Annotated in this window: 19 protein-coding genes; 7 read left to right on the forward strand and 12 right to left on the reverse strand. The window is 68.7% G+C overall.

Features of this window, described 5'->3' with window-relative positions:
- Window positions 1-22: 22 nt before the first annotated feature.
- From C1746_RS22845 to C1746_RS18580, 4 genes are all read right to left on the reverse strand, one after another.
- Window positions 23-2,011, reverse strand: coding sequence for a sensor histidine kinase (locus tag C1746_RS22845; RefSeq protein ID WP_240599070.1), 1,989 nt, complete (start codon window positions 2,009-2,011; stop codon window positions 23-25).
- Window positions 1,927-3,234, reverse strand: coding sequence for a DUF418 domain-containing protein (locus C1746_RS22620; protein WP_162867943.1), 1,308 nt, complete (start codon window positions 3,232-3,234; stop codon window positions 1,927-1,929). The genes C1746_RS22845 and C1746_RS22620 overlap by 85 nt, the downstream gene beginning before the upstream one ends.
- Before the next feature lie 164 nt (window positions 3,235-3,398).
- On the reverse strand, window positions 3,399-3,890 hold the full coding sequence (locus C1746_RS18575) for an O-acetyl-ADP-ribose deacetylase (RefSeq protein WP_116716272.1): 492 nt from the start codon (window positions 3,888-3,890) through the stop codon (window positions 3,399-3,401).
- A 5-nt stretch (window positions 3,891-3,895) separates the two neighbouring features.
- Complete coding sequence (locus C1746_RS18580) at window positions 3,896-4,888, reverse strand: helix-turn-helix transcriptional regulator (protein WP_116716273.1); 993 nt, start codon at window positions 4,886-4,888, stop codon at window positions 3,896-3,898.
- Between the two features lie 60 nt (window positions 4,889-4,948).
- On the opposite strand from C1746_RS18580, the gene C1746_RS18585 reads away from it, so the two are divergent.
- Entirely contained in the window at window positions 4,949-6,151 is a 1,203-nt protein-coding gene (locus tag C1746_RS18585) for an epoxide hydrolase family protein (protein ID WP_116716274.1), read from the forward strand.
- Here the strand turns inward: C1746_RS18585 and C1746_RS18590 are convergent.
- From C1746_RS18590 to C1746_RS18620, 7 genes are all read right to left on the reverse strand, one after another.
- On the reverse strand, window positions 6,070-7,377 hold the full coding sequence (locus tag C1746_RS18590; RefSeq protein ID WP_116716275.1) for an RNA polymerase sigma factor: 1,308 nt from the start codon (window positions 7,375-7,377) through the stop codon (window positions 6,070-6,072). The genes C1746_RS18585 and C1746_RS18590 overlap by 82 nt on opposite strands.
- On the reverse strand, window positions 7,374-7,643 hold the full coding sequence (locus C1746_RS18595; RefSeq protein WP_205711992.1) for a YciI family protein: 270 nt from the start codon (window positions 7,641-7,643) through the stop codon (window positions 7,374-7,376). Before C1746_RS18595 ends, C1746_RS18590 begins: the two co-directional genes overlap by 4 nt.
- Window positions 7,644-7,857: 214 nt before the next feature.
- The gene (locus C1746_RS18600) at window positions 7,858-8,709 is read right to left on the reverse strand and encodes an ABC transporter permease (protein WP_205711993.1); all 852 of its coding nucleotides are present in this window, start codon (window positions 8,707-8,709) and stop codon (window positions 7,858-7,860) included.
- Complete coding sequence (locus C1746_RS18605; protein ID WP_116716276.1) at window positions 8,706-9,146, reverse strand: ATP-binding protein DrrA1-3 family domain-containing protein; 441 nt, start codon at window positions 9,144-9,146, stop codon at window positions 8,706-8,708. The genes C1746_RS18600 and C1746_RS18605 overlap by 4 nt, the downstream gene beginning before the upstream one ends.
- Window positions 9,147-9,383: 237 nt before the next feature.
- A complete protein-coding gene (locus C1746_RS18610) occupies window positions 9,384-9,779 on the reverse strand; it encodes a type II toxin-antitoxin system VapC family toxin (protein WP_116716277.1) in 396 nt (131 codons plus the stop codon).
- Entirely contained in the window at window positions 9,776-10,027 is a 252-nt protein-coding gene (locus tag C1746_RS18615) for an antitoxin (RefSeq protein WP_116716278.1), read from the reverse strand. Before C1746_RS18615 ends, C1746_RS18610 begins: the two co-directional genes overlap by 4 nt.
- 58 nt (window positions 10,028-10,085) lie before the next feature.
- Window positions 10,086-10,853, reverse strand: coding sequence for an alpha/beta fold hydrolase (locus tag C1746_RS18620; RefSeq protein ID WP_162867944.1), 768 nt, complete (start codon window positions 10,851-10,853; stop codon window positions 10,086-10,088).
- A gap of 60 nt (window positions 10,854-10,913) precedes the next feature.
- On the opposite strand from C1746_RS18620, the gene C1746_RS18625 reads away from it, so the two are divergent.
- Genes C1746_RS18625 through kynA form a run of 3 tightly spaced genes read left to right on the forward strand, consistent with a single transcriptional unit; the run spans window position 10,914 to window position 13,464 of the window.
- Window positions 10,914-11,369: a winged helix-turn-helix transcriptional regulator gene (locus C1746_RS18625; RefSeq protein ID WP_116716654.1), complete on the forward strand. Its 456-nt coding sequence runs from the start codon at window positions 10,914-10,916 to the stop codon at window positions 11,367-11,369.
- Between the two features lie 29 nt (window positions 11,370-11,398).
- A complete protein-coding gene (kynU, locus tag C1746_RS18630) occupies window positions 11,399-12,601 on the forward strand; it encodes a kynureninase (protein ID WP_116716280.1) in 1,203 nt (400 codons plus the stop codon).
- Window positions 12,598-13,464: a tryptophan 2,3-dioxygenase gene (kynA, locus tag C1746_RS18635; RefSeq protein ID WP_205711994.1), complete on the forward strand. Its 867-nt coding sequence runs from the start codon at window positions 12,598-12,600 to the stop codon at window positions 13,462-13,464. Before kynU ends, kynA begins: the two co-directional genes overlap by 4 nt.
- 126 nt (window positions 13,465-13,590) lie before the next feature.
- Here kynA and C1746_RS18640 read toward each other — a convergent pair whose 3' ends face one another.
- Window positions 13,591-15,015: an aminotransferase class I/II-fold pyridoxal phosphate-dependent enzyme gene (locus tag C1746_RS18640; RefSeq protein WP_116716282.1), complete on the reverse strand. Its 1,425-nt coding sequence runs from the start codon at window positions 15,013-15,015 to the stop codon at window positions 13,591-13,593.
- Between the two features lie 71 nt (window positions 15,016-15,086).
- On the opposite strand from C1746_RS18640, the gene C1746_RS18645 reads away from it, so the two are divergent.
- The 3 genes from C1746_RS18645 (at window position 15,087) to C1746_RS18655 (ending at window position 17,715) form a co-directional block, all read left to right on the forward strand.
- Window positions 15,087-16,589, forward strand: a complete 1,503-nt coding sequence (locus tag C1746_RS18645; RefSeq protein ID WP_116716283.1) for a low temperature requirement protein A — start codon at window positions 15,087-15,089, stop codon at window positions 16,587-16,589.
- A complete protein-coding gene (locus tag C1746_RS18650; protein WP_162867946.1) occupies window positions 16,586-16,888 on the forward strand; it encodes a 4a-hydroxytetrahydrobiopterin dehydratase in 303 nt (100 codons plus the stop codon). Before C1746_RS18645 ends, C1746_RS18650 begins: the two co-directional genes overlap by 4 nt.
- A gap of 293 nt (window positions 16,889-17,181) precedes the next feature.
- On the forward strand, window positions 17,182-17,715 hold the full coding sequence (locus tag C1746_RS18655) for a dihydrofolate reductase family protein (protein ID WP_162867947.1): 534 nt from the start codon (window positions 17,182-17,184) through the stop codon (window positions 17,713-17,715).
- Window positions 17,716-17,789 lie beyond the last annotated feature (74 nt).

A 17,789-nucleotide genomic window follows, 5' to 3' on the forward strand; every position in this document is an offset into this window, starting at 1 on the left:
GACGGGCGGAGGCGGGTGTCGCCTAGGGTCGCAGGGGCAGGGTCACGGAGAGCGTTGTTCCCCCGCCGGCGGCGGCGTGCACGGCGATGCTCCCCCGGTGCAGCTCGACGATGCGCTTGACGGTGTACAGGCCCAGTCCCGTGCCACCACCGCTCCCCCGTCCGAACCGGCTGAACGGGTCGACGTCCTCGGGGAACCCCGGACCGCGGTCGGTGACGTTCAGAACGGCGTTGTCGCCCTCCTCGGCCAGGGTGATGCGCACGTCGGTGTCGGCGGGCGTGTGATGGAGTGCGTTGACCAGCAGGTTCTGGACCACGCGGGTGATCTGCCCGAGATCCCCGAGCACCTCGATGTCCGGGTTCGCCTCCACCGAGATCCGATGTTGATCATCGGGAGCCGCGACGACCACCGCGTCGGAGATGGCGTCGGCCAAGACCAGCGGCACCTGCCGTTCCGGACTGAGGACCCCCGCCTCGGCCATCGCCGAGTCCATCATGTCGTCGAGCATGCGGTTGACCCGCGTCGACTGCCGGCTGATGGCGTCGAGCGCCTCGTCGCGCTTGTCCGGCGGAAGGGTGTCCCCCCGCTGGATGATGGTGTCCACGAACCCGCTGATGGCCGTCATCGGTGACCGCAGGTCGTGGACGACACCGGCGATCCAGTCGGCCCGCTGCCGGTCCATGCGCTTGAACCGCTCGGTCGCCTCCTCCTGCTTGCTGAACAGCTGGGCATTGGCCAGTGCCAGCGAGGCCTGACGGGACACGGCCTCTCCGACCTGGGTGCAGAGGCTGGTGAACCCGCGCGGGTTCGCCGTGGTGTGGGCCACGACGAGCACACCGACCTTCTGGTCGCCGATGCCCAGTGGCATCGCGTAGACGGCGAGAGCGCCGCGGTCGTGATCCCACGGACCGTCGAGCCACGGACAGGTGCGGGTGTCCTGCGTCAGGAAGGGCGTGATCGAGTCGAACATGTCATGGGCGGCCGACACGCCGGCCTTGTGGTCCTTCTCGCTGAGCGGCAGTGGCATGTCGGTGGCGTGGAAGGACGCCAACTCCAGATCACTGCCGTCGTCGTTCCACAGGTACAGGGCGGCCCGCTCGCAGGACAAGGCGACGGAGGTGTGACGGACCAGGTGATCTGCAACGGCCTGCGTGTCCAGCCCGGCGGTCTGGGCGACGCCGGCGATCGCCTCGAGGATCTCGACCTTGCCCTCCAGTTCGTCGACAGCCTCCACGCGGCCGAGGGTGGCCCACGCCTCACTGGCGAGCGCCATGACGAGTTCGTGGTCGATCTCGCTGATCCACTGCTCCTCATCGGGGTCGTCGAGTTCGGTGTCACGGGCGAGGAGCAGGACGGTCCTCGCCTTCGTGGGACCGCTTGGCACGGCCAGTGCGTCCAACTCGCGGCCGGCAACCGTGATCATCGTGTCGACGCACACCCCGGTGTCCACGACGAAGTCGAGCACCTGCGGGGAGGCCACGGTCAGGTTCTGCGCCACCTCGTGATAGTCGCCGACCGAGAGCCACCCCTCCCAGCCGACAGCCGAGCCCCGCACGAAGAAGCCACGATGGCCGGGGAAGAGGTCCGCGACCACCGCGTCCAGCGCCTCGAGGACGTCGTCAACCCGGACACTGGCAGCCAGCCGGCCCGAGAAGACGTTGCGGGCGTGCGTGTGGATGTCGCTGGGGCGGACCTGCCGGAAGAACATGCCCAGCCCGGGGCCCTCCTCCTGCGCCCCGTCCAGGCGGACCACCTCGCTCACCAGCACCTGGCGCAGGCGCCCATCGGCGTGGAGTGCGGGACGGATGACGGGGACGCTGTAGGCCCAGTAGTCCCAGTCCTCCAGCCAGCGCTCCATCCCCTCGATCTGGGCGGGGGTGAGCGTCGGGATGGGCCCGCCGATCGCCTGCTCCTTGGTGTAGCCCGTCAGCTGGACGGCGGCCTCGTTCCAGACGCGGACGATGAGGTCGGGGCCGACGGCGACGAAGGCCTCGGGGCAGGTCTCGATGATGGCGGCGGCGTCCCTGACGGCGGGCGTGTGACCGGTTGCCATCGATCCTCTCCCTGGACGGTCGTCGGTGTCTGCGGCGTGGTGTGGTGGCTCGGGCCCTGTCCTGGGGGTGCTCCATGGAGCGGTCCTGTCCCGGCCGGGCCGGCATCACGCGTACGCGTGCGCCGTGAGAAGGGTAGCCCGAGGAGATACTCGAGGGGGCCACGCGCGAACCAGTGGCGCCATAGGACACAGAACAGCACGGCCACGACGTAGAAGCGGCCGACCTTCAGCGTGGCCTCGCCGTAGGAGGAGCGCGCCTCGAACAGGGTGGGCGCCCAGTCCAGCAGGAAGAGGTGCCCGACGTAGACCGTCAGGGCCATCTGGCCGGTGGCGACCAGCGGCCAGCAGATCCGCGGCAGCCAGCCCGCCAGCAGCAGGCAGGTGCCGAGGACCGCCACGGCGACCGCGGTCGCGCCGATGACGTTGAGCGGGGTCCCCGTGTGCCCCTCGGTGATCAGCCACTCCTGGTTCGCGGCCGTCGTGATGCTGGATCGGGCCACCTCGGCACCGCCGTAGGCCAAGCCCGCCACGCCCGCACCGCCGACCGCCAGCACAACCCGCGTGGCGGTGTCGCGGAGGTCGGCTCGACCGATCAGGAGGCCGACCAGCAGTGGGGGCGTCCACGTCACCAGGGGGTAGAACCCACTCCACGCCAGGTCGGAGACGACCGAGATCGGGTCGGTCAGGACCGTGGCGGTCCCGCGGCCAGCCAGTGACGGGTCGGCCAACGCCGTGAACAGGACCGGGCCGAGTACCGCCCACAGCACGGTCAGCCCCGCCAGCACCCGCGTCGGCAGCATGGCCCCGAGGCCCCCCACCAGGTAGTACGCCGCGTAGAACTGCAGGATCACGGCGACGGGGGTGTCCAGGCCCTGGAGGAACATGCCGAGGGGGAAGAAGACGATCGCGCGCCACACCACCTGCAGCCAGGCTTGGTCGGTCGTTCGAGTCCGGAACAGCATGCTGATGCCGACACCGGCGAGCATGACGAACAGCACGGACGCCCGGCCGTAGCTGAAGCGGTACAGCATCGTGCCGACCGTGTCGATCGGCGCGCTGAACGGTCCGAAGTGGACCATCACCATGCCGAGGATGGCCAGTGCCCGCGCCATGTCGATCCCGGTGATCCGTCGACTGGTGGCCGGGGTGGCGGCGGCCGACGTCGGGATCAGGGCGGTCATCGCCACCATCTTGACGCGGGTGTCGCCCCGCCGTTCCGCTCGTGACCGTTTGTTGACGTTCGGATGCGGTCGGGTGACCCGGTGGGGAACCTGACCGTCCGGCGGGGAACCTGACCGCGCGGTGGGGAACCTGACCGTCCGGCGGGGAACCTGAGGCGGTCGGGTCAGGTCAGGAGGGCGGTGTACCCCTCCGCCGTCTCCGCGTCGAACGCGCAGAGAATCACGCGGTCGACACGGGTGTCGGTAGCCCGCAGGGTATCGATGGCGACGTGGGCGGCCTGGTCCTTCGGGTAGCCGTAGACGCCGGTCGAGATGGCCGGAAACGCGATCGTGCGTGCCCCGATCTCATCAGCCACTTCCAGGGAGCGGCGGTAGCAGCGGGACAGCAACTCAGGCTCCCCGTCGTCACCGCCTCGCCAGACGGGTCCGACGGTGTGGATGACGTGGTCGGCTGGCAGGTCGTGGCCCCCGGTTGCCTTCGCGTCCCCCGTCTCGCAGCCACCCAGCAGCCGGCACTCGGCGAGGAGGTCCGGCCCGGCTGCCCGGTGGATGGCGCCGTCCACGCCCCCGCCGCCCAGCAGCGAGCTGTTGGCGGCGTTGACGATCGCATCGACCTGGAGGGTGGTGATGTCGCCCTGCACGACCTCGATCTTCATGTCGCTCAGCCTAGGGCGCCGACGGACGCCGCCAGCCGAGTCGACAGCCTGCGGATCGCGTCGATGCTGCTCTGGGACGCTGTGGCCTGCAGCCGCACCTCACCGACCGTGGCCAGGACGGCGAGCTGGAGCGCAAGCCAGTCCCCTGAGCCCTCGCGCAACCGGACGCGCGTCCAGGTCCCACCTGGGTCCTCCTGGACGACGTCGATCTCAGCCCAGCTCACGACCTGTTGGATGGCCGCCCGGCTGGCATCCACCTCGACGACGATGTCGTGCGGAGTAGGCATCCGGGCGATGGAACGCTCGACGAGCGCGGCGGCGTCCCCGCCCGGCATCTGACGACGGACGAACCGCTGGCCCTGCGGCTGCACCTGGTCGATCCGGTCGAGGCGGAAGGTCCGCCACGCAGACCGGCCGAGATCCCAGGCGGCCAGGTACCAGCGGCGATCGATCGCGGCCAACCCGTGGGGCTCGACGTCCCGGCGCGCGATCGCGCCGTCGGCGCGGCGGTATCGGAACCGCACTCGTTCCGCGTCACGGCTGGCCAGCGCCAACACCGAGAGCAGGTCGACATCGACCGGCACGGCTGACGGGTCGTGCCACAGCGGCCCGGCGGTCACCGCCCCGAGGGCATCGACCCGACGCCGCAGCCGGGCGGGCAGGAGCTGCTCCAGCTTGATCAGGGCGGCAGGAGCGATGTCCTCGATCCCCGCGACAGCCGTCTGCGCGGACAGGCGGACAGCGACGACGACCGCCACGACCTCGTCATCGTCCAGCAGCAGCGGCGGCAGGGAGGACCCCGCGGCCAGGCGGTACCCACCGGCTGCCCCGGTGGTGGAGACGACCGGATACCCGAGGCCCCGGAGCCGGTCCACATCACGCCGGAGTGTCCGCTCGCTGATGCCGAGTGCCGACGTCAGCTCGGCACCGGTGCGATGTCGGCGCGCCTGGAGGAGCGACAGGAGTCGCAGCGCTCGTTCGGTGGGGTCGGCCGGCACGCGACCATCATCGCATCATTGCGGCCGGCATCTGGCCGCAATGATCTCGATGCTGTCGTCATGAACACAGAACCCAACTCCATCGCCCCATTCACCATCGACATCGCGGACTCCGCCCTCGACGACCTGACCGACCGGCTGGCTCGGACTCGTTGGCCCACGCCCCTCGCCGGGGACGGCTGGGATCGTGGTGTCCCCGTGCCCTACCTCCGCGAGCTCGCCGAGTACTGGCGCACGGGCTACGACTGGCGCGTCCACGAGGCCCGGGTCGCAGCGCTCCCGCACTTCACGACCACCGTGGAGGCGCAGCCGATCCACTTCGTCCACGTCCGCTCCGATCAGCCGGACGCCTTACCGCTCCTGCTCACCCACGGCTGGCCGGGGTCGTTCCTCGAGTTCCTCGACGTCATCGGTCCGCTCACCGATCCCGCGTCCCACGGCGGCAATCCGGCCGACGCATTCGACGTGGTGATCCCGTCCATGCCGGGGTTCGGGTTCTCCCCCGCCCCGACCACGCCGGGATGGACCAGCGATCGGATGGCCGCGGCCTACGCGGTCCTGATGGACCGGTTGGGCTACGACCACTACGGCACGCAGGGCGGGGACTTCGGTGCCTTCATCGCTCCGGCTGTCGGCCGGGCCGCCCCGGACCGGGTGGTCGGCGCACACGTCAACGCAGCGACCTACGGGTTCATCCCGTGGGGGCCGGTGGATGACGACGAACGCGCCACCCTCTCGGAGGTGGAGCGTGCACGACTGGACCGACTCGCACGCTGGACCGACGAGGGCATGGGCTACTTCCACCTCCAGAACACCAAGCCGCAGACGTTGTCCTACGGCCTCGCCGACTCACCGGTCGCGCAGTTGGCCTGGATGATCGAGAAGTTCCAAGCCTGGACCCACCCCGCACCTGACCTGCCGGAGGCGGCCATCGAGCGCGACACGTTGCTGACCCATGTGACGCTGTACTGGCTGACGAACACCGGCGGCACCTCGGCGGCCGCCTACTACGAGGACGCCCACAGCGGTTGGGAGGAGGCCGACGCCGATCAGGCCAGCGACGGTGAGGCAGGTGCGGTGCCGCTGGGCGTTGCCGTGTTCGCCGAGGACATCGCCATCCGCCGCTACGCCGAGGGGTCCAATCCCACGATCACCCACTGGAGCGACATCGACGTCGGCGGTCACTTCGCAGCCATGGAAGTCCCGGATGTCTTCGTGGACGACGTTCGCACCTTCTTCCGCGAGCTGCGACCGCTCACCTGATCATCACGCACGTGCTCCGCGCTGGCGGACGAGGTGATCCCGGGCGCCCGATCGTGTGTGAGAGCGATGGCCCGTGCGAACGCCTCGTCCGCGCCCTCCTGGTCATCCAGCCGGCGGAGGAGGGTCGCCCGGGTCACCCAGGCCGGCTGGTACCGGCTGGCCTTCTCCGGCAGATCGTCAAGGGCCGCAAGGCCCACCTCCGGCCCCTGCACCTCGGCTCGGGTGGCAGCCAACGCCACCTGACTGGCCAGGCTCGGCGCGATGGCGTGCAGGTCCTCGTGGAGCCCGAGGAGAGTGGGCCAGTCGGGCGGCCCCCCCGCCCGGCGAGCGCAGTGAAGGGCCTGGATCGCAGCCTCCAACTGCATCCGGCCGAGGCTTCGCTTTCGGTGGGCGGCGCGCAGGTGACGGTGGCCCTGCTGGATCAGATCTGCCGACCACGAGGTAGGATCCTGGTCTGCGAGGGCCACGAAGCCACCGGCGGCGTCCCACCGAGCGGATCGTCGCGCGGCCGACAGGGCCACCAAGGCGGCGAGGCCACGCACCTCTGGGTCCTCCGGGGCGAGGGTCGCCAGCACCTCGGCGAGGTGTTGGGCCTCCGTCGGCAACTGTCTGGCCTCGGGGGCAGCAGTCCCCCACTCGATGGTGTTGGCGGCGTACACCGCCTCGAGCACCGTCGCCATGCGAACCTCGATCTCGTCGGCGTCCGGCGCTCGGAACGGGATGCCAGCCTGTTTGATCCGCCGCTTCGCCCGGACGAGTCGGGTCGCCATGGTTCGAGTCGGAATCACCCACGCTCCGGCGATCACGGCTGCAGTGAAGCCAAGGACCGTGTTAAGCATCAGTGGACTGCGCGCAGTGGCTGCGATAGCGGGATGCGCACAGACGAACAGCAGTTCCAGTCGACGGTTCGGGCTCCGATCCAGGTTCGCTTGCGCGTCGATGTCGATCCATGGTCCGACAACGTCCAAGGCGACCGTCCGCTGAGTCTCGGCTGATCGCCACGCGTCACGCTGCCGATTGCGGGCCGTTACCAAGAGCCACGCGTCGGGGCAGTCGGGGACCCCGTCAGTGGGCCAGCGCCGCAGCGCACGTTCCAGCGCGTCGCCAAGGGCATCCTCGGCCTGCTGGATGTCTCCCGTTCCAGCTGCCAGCAGCGCGAGCAGTCGCCCGTAGCTGTCGCGGGCCGCCCGCTCGGCGGCAACTGCAGCGGACGGGGCAGCCGTCACGCGCGGACCCAGCCTCCGTCGACCAGGGACGTTGCGGCGGGCCGTACCTCGATGCTGCCGAACTCCGCGCCCGGGCAGCGCTCCGCCCCGCTGATGGCGCTGTCCAGATCGGTCACATCGACCACGAAGACACCGGCAAGGGCTTCATGGGTCTCGGCGAAGGGTCCATCCTGGACCTCGAGCGATCCGGTACGGCGCGAGACGACTGTGGACGCGGTCGGGGCCTGCAGGACCAAACCGGCCACGACGACTCCGGCTTCGGCCAACGCCCGGCCTTACCGGCCGAACGCTTCCTGGGTCTGCGTGATGAGTTCGTCGTCGAGTTCTCCCGGCTCCGGCGTCCGGTGGTGCATGAGCAGGCTGTAGCGCATGGGTCGTCTCCTGTGTTGTCGTGGTGCGCAGGTTGCGCCTCCACCACGATGACGATCCAACACCCTGGAAATCGTCAGCGTCCATCTGGAGCCACGCGACCGCCACAGGTCAGTCCAGTCGCTGCCATCCACGGGCGGACAGGGGGAGGAAGATCGAGACCAGGGCCCCGGCCCAGGCCAGTGACCAGAGCGCGTCCTCGGCCACGCCGGTGCACAGCGTGGTCTGCTCAAGCGTCGGTCCACACGGGTAGCCGCCGATGGTGAGGGACCGAGCGGCGTTGGCCAGGCGCGACAGTGGGTTGTGCGTCGCGAAGGCCTGCAACCACGACGGCATGGTGGCCGGCAGCACGAAGATGCTCGAGGCGAAGGCGACCGGGAACAGCCACACGAAGCCCGCCGACTGCACTGCCTCCGGCTCGCGCAGGGTCAGGCCGATCCACGCCGCCACCCACGCGAAGGACATGGTGAAGGCCAGCAGCAACAGCAGCGCTGCCACCGCCTGGACGGCCGAGGTGGTGATTCGGAAGCCAACCAGGTAGGCGACGGCGAGCATCACGACCAGCGTGACCAGTGAGACGGCGGTGTCGGCCAGCACCCGACCACCGAGGACGGCCGATCTGGCCATCGGCAGCGAGCGGAAGCGATCCATCATGCCGGCCTTGAGGTCCTGGGCGATCCCGACCCCGGTCCCGACCACCGAGAAGGCGATCGACTGCACGATGATGCCCGGCATCAGGTACTGCACGTAGTCGACACCCGGAGTTGGAATCGATCCACCGAAGACGTAGCGGAACAGCAGGACGAACATGACCGGTTGGATGATGACGAAGACCGCGATCTGCGGTTGCCGGGCGTAGAAGCGCAGGTTGCGGCCCATGATCACCCAGGCGTCAACCAACCCCCCGACCACGCCGGAGCGGGGGATGTCAGGTGTCGGGGGCTCGATGGTCGTCGCGGTCACGTGGCCTCCTTCATCTGCTCGGCCGAGCCCTCGGTGGTCCGCCCGGTGAGGGCGAGGAACACGTCGTCCAGCGAGGCTCGCCGCAGCGACATCTCCGCCAGTCGCACACCGGCCTCATCCAGAGCTCGGACGGTTGCTGGGAGCGGGTCGGCATCGGCGTCCACCGGGAAGGAGACGGCCCCCTTTGGCGCGTCCAGGGTGACCTCCCCGACGGCGTACGGTCGCACGAGGTCAACGGCAATCGGACCTTGGTTCGGATCGGACACCGTCAACTCGATCCGCTCACCGCCGACACGGCTCTTCAACGAGTCGGCGGTCCCGCGTGCCAACTCCCGACCGTGGTCGATGACGAGGATCTCATCCGCCAGCGCGTCGGCCTCCTCCAGGTACTGCGTGGTGAGCAGCAGCGTCGTGCCATCCGAAACGATCTCGCGCATCACCGACCAGAGCGACCGGCGGGAGGCCGGATCCAGGCCGCGGAGGCCGACGACCTGACGGCGCAGCAGTTCGGCGCGCTCCTGAAGCTGCCCCTGGACAACTCTCGTGGGTCGGCGATGGGCTGGCTCGCCGAGTCTTGTCGGTCCACCCCCTCCTGACCACGGTGATCGATGTGCTCGAGCACCGCGGGTTGGTATCCCGGCGTCGGGTACCGCTGACACGGCCGTCCAGGACGGTCAGGGTCGGCGGCGCACGCCCGGCACCCGACCAAAGCCCTGATCGAAGCTCAGGATCTCACCGATGTCATGATGGCGCATCACGGCGATGTGCACCGCATCACGGGCTGATAGACCCGCGTTCGCACGAAGCACCGACGTCGCGGCGCGGACCGTGTCGCGGTCGATCGGGTGAACCCGATTGACCAGGCCGTCCAGGACGGCGGTGCACGGTCCGATGGCATCGTCCCGTCGGATCGCCCGGTAGCGATGCAGGATCTCTTGGTACACCTCGGCATCGGTGACCAACTCGTGGCCTTCCGCGGCCGCTTGTCGGACTGCGTCTGCCGCTGCGGACTTGCGCGCCTCGTCCGCGCCGACGAGGTACATCGGGATGTTGCTGTCGACCAGGATCACCGTTCGAGGTAGCCGGCTTCGATCTCGGCGTTGATCTGCCCGATGTCGGGGGCCGGGAACGCATGGCCGGCCGCCGTCGCGAGCACTCGCTCGAGCTCATGACGGTCCGGTCCGGCAGGCCCTGCGTCCCTCGCTTCACGCAACGCCTGGCGGACCCACTCCGACAGAGTCATCCGAGCGCTGCGGGCAACGGCCTTCATCTCTGCCAGCTCCTGCTCCGACACCACGACCTGGAGGCGCGTACTCATAGCATCAGCATATCATGCTGCAGGACGCGGTTGCTCTCCAACGACTCGACATGGGTCATCAAGCTCCAGCGTTGGCCGAACGGGTCGCCGAGTCGATCAGGATCTGCGCCAGACCATCGGGGTCGCTCAGCATCGGCCAGTGGCCGCCGTTCATCGTCCGGACGTCCCAGCCATCGGGGAGGCCGTCGACGACCTCCGGTGGGAGATCATCACTCGGATCTGACCCGGGGGCACTCGAGGCGACGAACGTGACGTCTTGGGCCGTGATGGGGGCGGACATCGCGGCCGGGTCCAGGACGGTCCGACCAGGATGAGGCACGAACCGCTGCGACAGCCACCGTCGCTGCTGGCTGGAGAGTGCAGCCTCGTGCTCGAGCGCCCCGGGTGGAGGGGGTGCCCAGAGCAGGTCGCCTGCCAGGATGTCCTGTCGCTCCTGTTCACGGGCTTGCTCATCGGGGCCCCAGTCATCGATCAGCGAGCGACCGTCGCGGGGTAGGAAGGACGAGACGTGCACGGAACGACGCACCAACTCGCCCAGCTGGTCGGCGACCTGGCCAACCACCAGTCCGGAGTAGGAGTGCCCGACCAAGACGACACTTCGCCCGTCGGCAACAACGACGTCCATGAGTTGTCGCACGTGGTCGAGGAGTGTCACGGAGGATCGCTCGTCGTCATGGAGGTCGTGGGCCAGTCCCTGGAGCGTGACGGAGGTCACGCCAACCCGCGCGACCCTGAGCCGGGCGACGGTTTCGTCCCAGATCCAGGAACCCATCCACGCACCAGGTACGAGCACGAGCTGCGGCCCGATCGAATCAGCCTTGCTCACAACGACCTCCAAACCGATTGTTAAATGGGATCGGTCTGCACCGTACCGTACACTGATTGCATGTCGCAATCAGTTTCTCTGCAGCTTGCTAACGAGCCTCGATCGGGCTGTCCGATCAACCTGTTCTCCGAGTTGATCGGGGACCGCTGGAGTCTGGTTGTGATCCGTGACGTCATGTTCGCGGACCGGAGTGGGTTCCGGGAGTTGCTTGCCGGCTGCGAAGAGGGCATCGCCTCGAACGTCTTGTCGGCGCGGCTCGACAAACTGACCGCGTCTGGCCTGTTGAGCAAGCACGATGATACCCGCCACAAGCAGAGGGTCCACTATCGGCTGACCGAGGCGTCGATCCAGTTGGTCCCGCCGCTGGTGGCGGTCGGCGTCTGGGCATCGACGTGGCTCCCGGCGGACCCCGCCTTGGCCGAACCGGCCCAGACGCTTGAGGCTGGGGGTCAAAGCGCGATGGCAGCCTTCATGGACGATCTGAGACGGCGTCATCTGCTCGCAGCGGGATCCTGAGGGCATTGACCTCGGCTACGATCCGCTCGATGGAGGCGTTGGCCCGGGACCGGTTCGAGTTGGCCGACGATCTGATCTATCTGGACGGGAACTCGCTGGGCCCGCTTCCCCGTGGGGTTTCGCAGCGCATGGCCGAGGTGATCCAGACCGAGTGGGGAGCCTCGCTCATCCGCGGCTGGAACGACCACAGCTGGATCGGCATGCCGGGCCGTGTTGGTGACCGGATCGCCCGACTGATCGGCGCCGGGTTAGGCACAGTGATGGTGACCGACTCAACCTCACTCAACGTCGCCAAGGTCCTCTCCGCAGCGGTCGATCTCCGGCCGCAGCGGCGGGTGGTGCTCAGCGACTCGGGCAACTTCCCCACCGACCTGTACATGGCCCAGGGGCTGCTGGGGGCACGCAAGACCGGCCACGAGCTGCGGATCGTGGCACCGGAGGAGGTGGAGGCGGCGATCACCGATGCCGGAGACGACCTGGCCGTGGTCATGCTCACCCACGTCGACTACCGCACGGGACGGATGCACGACATGCCCTCGGTGACGGCGGCCACCCACGCTGCCGGTGCGCTGAGCCTCTGGGATCTGGCGCACTCGGCTGGTGCCGTCCCGGTCGACCTGACCGGCGACGACGTCGACTTCGCCGTCGGCTGCACCTACAAGTACCTGAACGGTGGTCCCGGCTCGCCCGGCTTCGCCTACGCCGCTCCGCAGCACGCCGCGACGATGACCCCGTTGCTGAGCGGCTGGATGGGCCACGCGAGCCCCTTCGCCTTCGACCTGGACTACCAGCCCGCGGAGGGGGTGGAGCGCCTGCGCGTGGGGACTCCTCCGGTGCTGGCGCTCAGCGCGCTCGATGCCGCCCTCGACGTCTGGGACGGCATCGAGATGGCGGCGGTCCGTGAGGCGTCCGTCGGGCTGACGACGGCCTTCATCGAGGGCGTCGAGGACCGGTGCGGCGACCATGATCTGCAGCTGGTCACCCCGCGAGATCCGGCCCGACGGGGCAGCCAGGTGTCCTTCGCCCACCCGGCCGCCTACGCCGTCGTCCAGGCACTGATCGCAGACGATGTCATCGGTGACTTCCGGGCCCCCGACGTCATGCGGTTCGGGTTCACGCCGCTGTACCTGGGTCTGGCCGAGGTCGAGGAGGCGGTCGAGCGGCTTCGCACCGTGCTGGACGAGCGACGCTGGGACCGGGCCGCGTTCAAGGTGCGGGCGGCAGTGACGTGAGCGACGTCGAGGACGCAGACGATCGGTCTACCGACCCAGCCGCCCACGATGCCGCCGACGCCCACACGGACTTCGCCAGCGCCATGTCCTACGGCGACTACCTGGGGCTGCCGCCGGTCCTCTCGGCTGCCCACCCGCTGACCGACGCCCATGACGAGTTGCTGTTCATCATCCAGCACCAGACCTCGGAGCTGTGGATGAAGCTGGCCATCCACGAACTGGACGCGGCCATCGTGGAGATCGCGGCGGGTCGCCTCCGCCCCTCCTTCAAGATGCTCACCCGCGTGGCGCGGATCTTCGAACAGCTCAAGAACGCCTGGGACGTCCTGCGGACGATGACCCCGTCGGAGTACGCACGGTTCCGGGATGAGCTGGGTGTCTCCTCGGGCTTCCAGAGCTACCAGTACCGAGCGATCGAGTTCCTCTGCGGCAACAAGGACCGCGAGATGCTGCGGGCCCATCAGCACGACCCTGCAGTCCTCGCCGAGCTCGAGCGACGCCTGCACGCAGACAGCCTCTACGACGTCACCCTCCAGGTGCTGTCCGACGCCGGCTTCGACCTCCCCGAGGAAGTTCTGTCGGCCGACCGGACGGTGGCACGGTCCAGCGACCCGGCGGTGCTGGCGGCCTGGCAGGCCGTGTACGCCGACCCCCAGGCCCACTGGTCGGTGTACGAGCTGGGTGAGAAGCTGGTCGACCTGGAGGACTACTTCCGCCGCTGGCGCTTCAACCACGTCACAACGGTCGAGCGCATCATCGGGTCCAAGACGGGGACCGGTGGCACCTCGGGTGTGCAGTACCTAAAGCGTCGCTTGGACGTGGTGCTGTTCGACGAGCTGTGGGAGGTGCGCGCGGCGCTGTGACGGCGCCTCAGAACGGCAACGTCACGAAGTCGACCACAGCATCGATGAGCCGTCGCCACCATCGGCGCCCGTGCCCACGCTGCCTGCCAGGTGTGCGCCGCTTGACCGGCCCCTGCCGACGAATCATCACGGTCCAAGGCTAGCCCGGCCAGCCGTGCTACCGGAGCTTGCATCGATGACCGCCCAGAGGGACTCGACGTGCTCGCGCCGCGTCGTCGTCGAGCCGATCGAGACCCGGATGAACCGACGACCGTCGATCACCGAGGTCGCCAGGTAGTTGACCCTGGTCGCGACCACCGCGTCGGCGAGGGCCTGGGTGGCCTCGTCCCCTCCGCGATGCGCGAAGCTGACCAGGGCGAACGGGGTCGGGGCGACCAGCTCGAGGTCGGGGTGATCCGCCACCCGGTTCGCCAGCCAGACGGCCCACTCGCAGTGGTCGCGGATCTGCCGCCTCAGCCCCTCGACACCGATGCTTCGAAGGACCCACCAGAGCTTGAGCGCCCGGAACCGACGGCCCAGCGGGACGTGCCAGTCGCGGTAGTCGATCGCCGCACCGCCCTCACCGGAGGCGGCCTGCTCCACCAGGTAGGGCGGCAGGATCGACATCGTCTCGATCAACGGCCGCCGGTCAGCCACCCACAAGACCGAGCAGTCGAAGTTGGTCTGCAACCACTTGTGCGGATTGACGGTGTAGGAGTCAACCAGCTCGAGCCCGTCCTGGTGATGACGGAACTCGGGACAGATCATCGCACTGCCGGCGTAGGCGGCGTCGACGTGGACCCACATGTCGTGGCTCCTGGCCACCGTCGCGATGTCGCGGACCGGATCAACCGCGGTGGTGCCGGTGGTGCCGACGCTGGGGCAGACCACGACCGGGGTGAGCCCGGCGGCCAGGTCCTTCTCGACCGCGGCCTCGAACGCCTCCGCGGACATCGCGTGGGTGCCCGGGGTGGTGTCGACGAGCCGAACCGTCGGGAGCGCCGCCACCCGTGCGCCCTTCTCGACCGAGGAGTGCGCCTGGGTCGAGGTGTAGACCACCATCTCCGCGATCGGAGTGCCGCGCCGTGCGGCCTGCTCACGGGCGACGACGAGGGCCGTGTGGGTGGAGTCCGATGCGCTCATCTGCAGCGCGCCGCCGCCCGTGCTGGTCGTCTTCCAGGTCTGCGGCAACCCGAGCAGGTCGACCAGCCAGTCCAGGACGTGTGCCTCGACTTCGGTGGTTGCGGGTGAGGTGGACCACATCATCCCCTGCTGTCCCAGCCCCGCGGCGGCCAGCTCACCGAGGATCGCCGGGAACGAGGCCTGCGCCGGGAAGTAGGCGAACCACCCGGGATGCTGCCAGTGCGTGAGTCCGGGCATGACGACACGGTCGAGGTCGGCGACGACGGCGTCGAACGGCTCGGGCTGCTCCGGCGCCCGGTCGGGCAGGAGCGCGCGGATCTCTCCCGGGGTGATGTCAGGCGTGATCGGCCGCTGGCCGACGCTGTCCCAGTAGTCGGCGATCCAGTCGATCAGATCCTTGCCGTGGCTCCGGAACTCCTCAGGCGTCATGGCGGCAATGTAGATGCTCGCCGTGCCCGGACGGATTCGGAGGGGTTGCGCCAGATGTAAGAATCAAGACCATGGCCCTGACGAAGCGGCAACCGCTCATCCTCCGCCACCGCGTCGACCATGCCGGCGAGGCGTCGTGGTTGGAGCTGTACTTCGACCTCATCTACGTCGCGGCGCTGATCCAGCTCGGCAACGGATTGTCCGACGACGTCAGTTGGGGCGGCTTGCTGGCGTTTGTCGGCATGTTCGTGCTGCTGTGGTGGACGTGGGTCGGGACGACATCCTTCATGAACCGGTTTGCGGTGGACGACGGGGTCCATCGCGCGCTGGTCTTCGCGCAGATGTTCACGGTCGGCAACTTGGCGCTGGTCGCCGTCGCACCTTTGGAGAACCGGTCGTCGTGGCTCGTCATCGCCTACGTCGTCGCCCGTCTGCCACTCCTTGCGATGTACGCCCGGGTCGCTCGGCAGATCCCCTCCTCGGCCGGCCTCTCACGCCTCTACATCCGGGTGTTCAGTTCCAGTCTGGTGATCTGGCTGCTGTCCCTCACCGTCCCGGAGCCGTGGCGGTACGTCGTCTGGGGCGCAGCACTGGCTGTTGAGTTGACGGCTCCGGCCGTGGCGCTGAAGAAGACGGATCCGCCACCCACCCACCCGGAGCACTTCCGCGAACGATACGCACTGTTCACCATCATCGTGCTCGGCGAGAGCTTCGTGAAGGTCCTCACCGAGCTGTCCGAGACGGGTGTCAGCGTGACCAGTCAGGTGCTGGGTGCGATGGGAATGGTCCTCAGCGTCGCGCTGTGGTGGACCTACTTCGACGACATCGCGGACTCCTCGATCCGCCCGACGTATCGATTCGGCGCCCTCACCTGGGCCTACGCCCACCTGCCCTTGACCATGGCACTGACTGCCTTGGGGGTCGGCGTGAAGAAGGTCGTCGTGGTGGACTCGCTCGGCAGCGACATCTCCGCGAATTACGTCTGGTTGCTGGTCGGATCCATCGCCGGCGTCCTGATCGCAGCGGCCGTGCTGGACTGGGTGACGATCAGTCCCCACATCGCCGTCGGCAGCCGCCAGCGGGCGCTGACCCGACTCGCTGGAGCGGCGCTCGTGATCGCGGTCCCGTTGGTGCTCGGCACCGGGCCGGCCGCGCTGGTGATCGGTGTGATAACGGCGATCGTGCTGGTCCAGATCGCCGCGGAGGTGATCGTGGCCGAGAAGGTCGACAAGGCCATCAGACGCACCATGGACGCGGAACTCGCAACGGCAGGCGACGCCTGTGAGGACCTGTTGCTGGCTGAGGACCCGCTCGCCGGCGAGCCGGTGTGCACGATCTGCGAGGAGAAGGGCGATGCCTGGGTCGAGCTTCGCCAGTGCCTGGTCTGCGGCGTCACCGGGTGCTGTGACAGCTCACCCGGCCAACATGCTCGAGCGCACGCGGAGCACCTGGATCATCCGATCATCAAGAGCGCGGAGCGCGATGATGACTGGGCCTACTGTTTCGACCACGACGCCGTGTTCGAGGATTGGTCGCGGCGCACCACCACACCCGCCGAACAGGAGACATCATGAGCAGAGCCACGATGACCGAGGAGGAGGCCGGCGCTGCCGCCCCCGAGGGCTGGACCGCCGCGGACAACCAGCTGCAGGCCACGTTCGCAACCGGCTCGTTCCTCAAGGGCGTGGAGTTGATCAATGCCATCGCACCCCTGGCGGAGCAGGCCAACCACCACCCGGATGTCGAGTTGGGCTACCCGTCGGTGATAGTGCGGTTGACCACACACGACGCGGGTGGGTTGACCCAGCTCGACGTCGACCTGGCCGGGGAGATCTCCTCCGTCGCGGCCCAATTGACCATTGAGGTCGATTGACTGACCGAGCCCGTGACCAGTGCCGTGGGGCCTCACCGTGCTACGGTGACCCGGCAATGATCTAGCACCCGTCACCACTCCGGCCTTCCACGCCGATGGTTCAGCGTCGCCGTTCGGGCGACCGGATCGCATGGCGGGGCCACGACGTGGCTGTGCGGGTGTCTCGACCGGCGTTGTGTGCCGTGTCGTCTCAGGGAACAGGTCCAAGCGATCTGGTCCGACGACGCGGCCCCGTGGGGTCGGCGAGCGTCCGCTGGCGCGTGCATCCCACACACGACGAAAGCGAGACCCCCATGCGAACCCTCTCCTACACCGTCGCCGTCAGCCTCGACGGCTACATCGCCCGACCCGACGGCGATTTCTCCGACTTTCCCTTCGACGACGACTTCGCCGCCCAGTTCCTCCAATCCCTCAACCGCTTCGATGCGATCGTGATGGGCCGGTCGACCTGGGAGGTCGGTGCCGACCAGGGCGTGACCAACCCGTACCCGTTCCTCGACGTGGACAAGGTGCTGGTCTCCACGACCATGGTCGACTCCCCCGATCCGGCGGTCCGCCTGACCGCTGATCCGGTTGCCGAGGTCACCCGGATGAAGCAGGAGGCTGGCGGGCCGATCTGGCTCTGCGGCGGCAGCCAACTGGCCACCACGCTGCTGGAGGCCGGCCTCATCGACGAGATCGTGCTCAAGCACAACCCGGTCCTCCTCCGTGCCGGCATCCCACTGCTGCGGCCAGGTGGCGCGGTCCGGCACGCCCGGCACACCGGGAGCGAGGTTCACGCGGCGACCGGCATCCGAACATCGAGCTACGAACTCATCGCCCCGTAGGGCGTCCACCTTGCGCCCGGTCCTGGAGGTGGCCGGGCGCTGTTCACCTGATCCTGGTCAGGCAGGTGCGCGAC

Source organism: Euzebya tangerina, assembly GCF_003074135.1.
GTDB lineage: Bacteria > Actinomycetota > Nitriliruptoria > Euzebyales > Euzebyaceae > Euzebya > Euzebya tangerina.

Bases quoted from the DNA above. Each gene is read 5' to 3' on its own strand.
- C1746_RS22620 (WP_162867943.1), bottom strand. From the start codon at position 3,234: ATGACCGCCCTGATCCCGACGTCGGCCGCCGCCACCCCGGCCACCAGT.
- C1746_RS18575 (WP_116716272.1), bottom strand. From the start codon at position 3,890: ATGAAGATCGAGGTCGTGCAGGGCGACATCACCACCCTCCAGGTCGAT.
- C1746_RS18585 (WP_116716274.1), top strand. From the start codon at position 4,949: ATGAACACAGAACCCAACTCCATCGCCCCATTCACCATCGACATCGCG.
- C1746_RS18605 (WP_116716276.1), bottom strand. From the start codon at position 9,146: ATGCGCGAGATCGTTTCGGATGGCACGACGCTGCTGCTCACCACGCAG.
- C1746_RS18615 (WP_116716278.1), bottom strand. From the start codon at position 10,027: ATGAGTACGCGCCTCCAGGTCGTGGTGTCGGAGCAGGAGCTGGCAGAG.
- C1746_RS18625 (WP_116716654.1), top strand. From the start codon at position 10,914: ATGTCGCAATCAGTTTCTCTGCAGCTTGCTAACGAGCCTCGATCGGGC.
- kynU (WP_116716280.1), top strand. From the start codon at position 11,399: ATGGAGGCGTTGGCCCGGGACCGGTTCGAGTTGGCCGACGATCTGATC.
- C1746_RS18640 (WP_116716282.1), bottom strand. From the start codon at position 15,015: ATGACGCCTGAGGAGTTCCGGAGCCACGGCAAGGATCTGATCGACTGG.
- C1746_RS18645 (WP_116716283.1), top strand. From the start codon at position 15,087: ATGGCCCTGACGAAGCGGCAACCGCTCATCCTCCGCCACCGCGTCGAC.
- C1746_RS18650 (WP_162867946.1), top strand. From the start codon at position 16,586: ATGAGCAGAGCCACGATGACCGAGGAGGAGGCCGGCGCTGCCGCCCCC.
- C1746_RS18655 (WP_162867947.1), top strand. From the start codon at position 17,182: ATGCGAACCCTCTCCTACACCGTCGCCGTCAGCCTCGACGGCTACATC.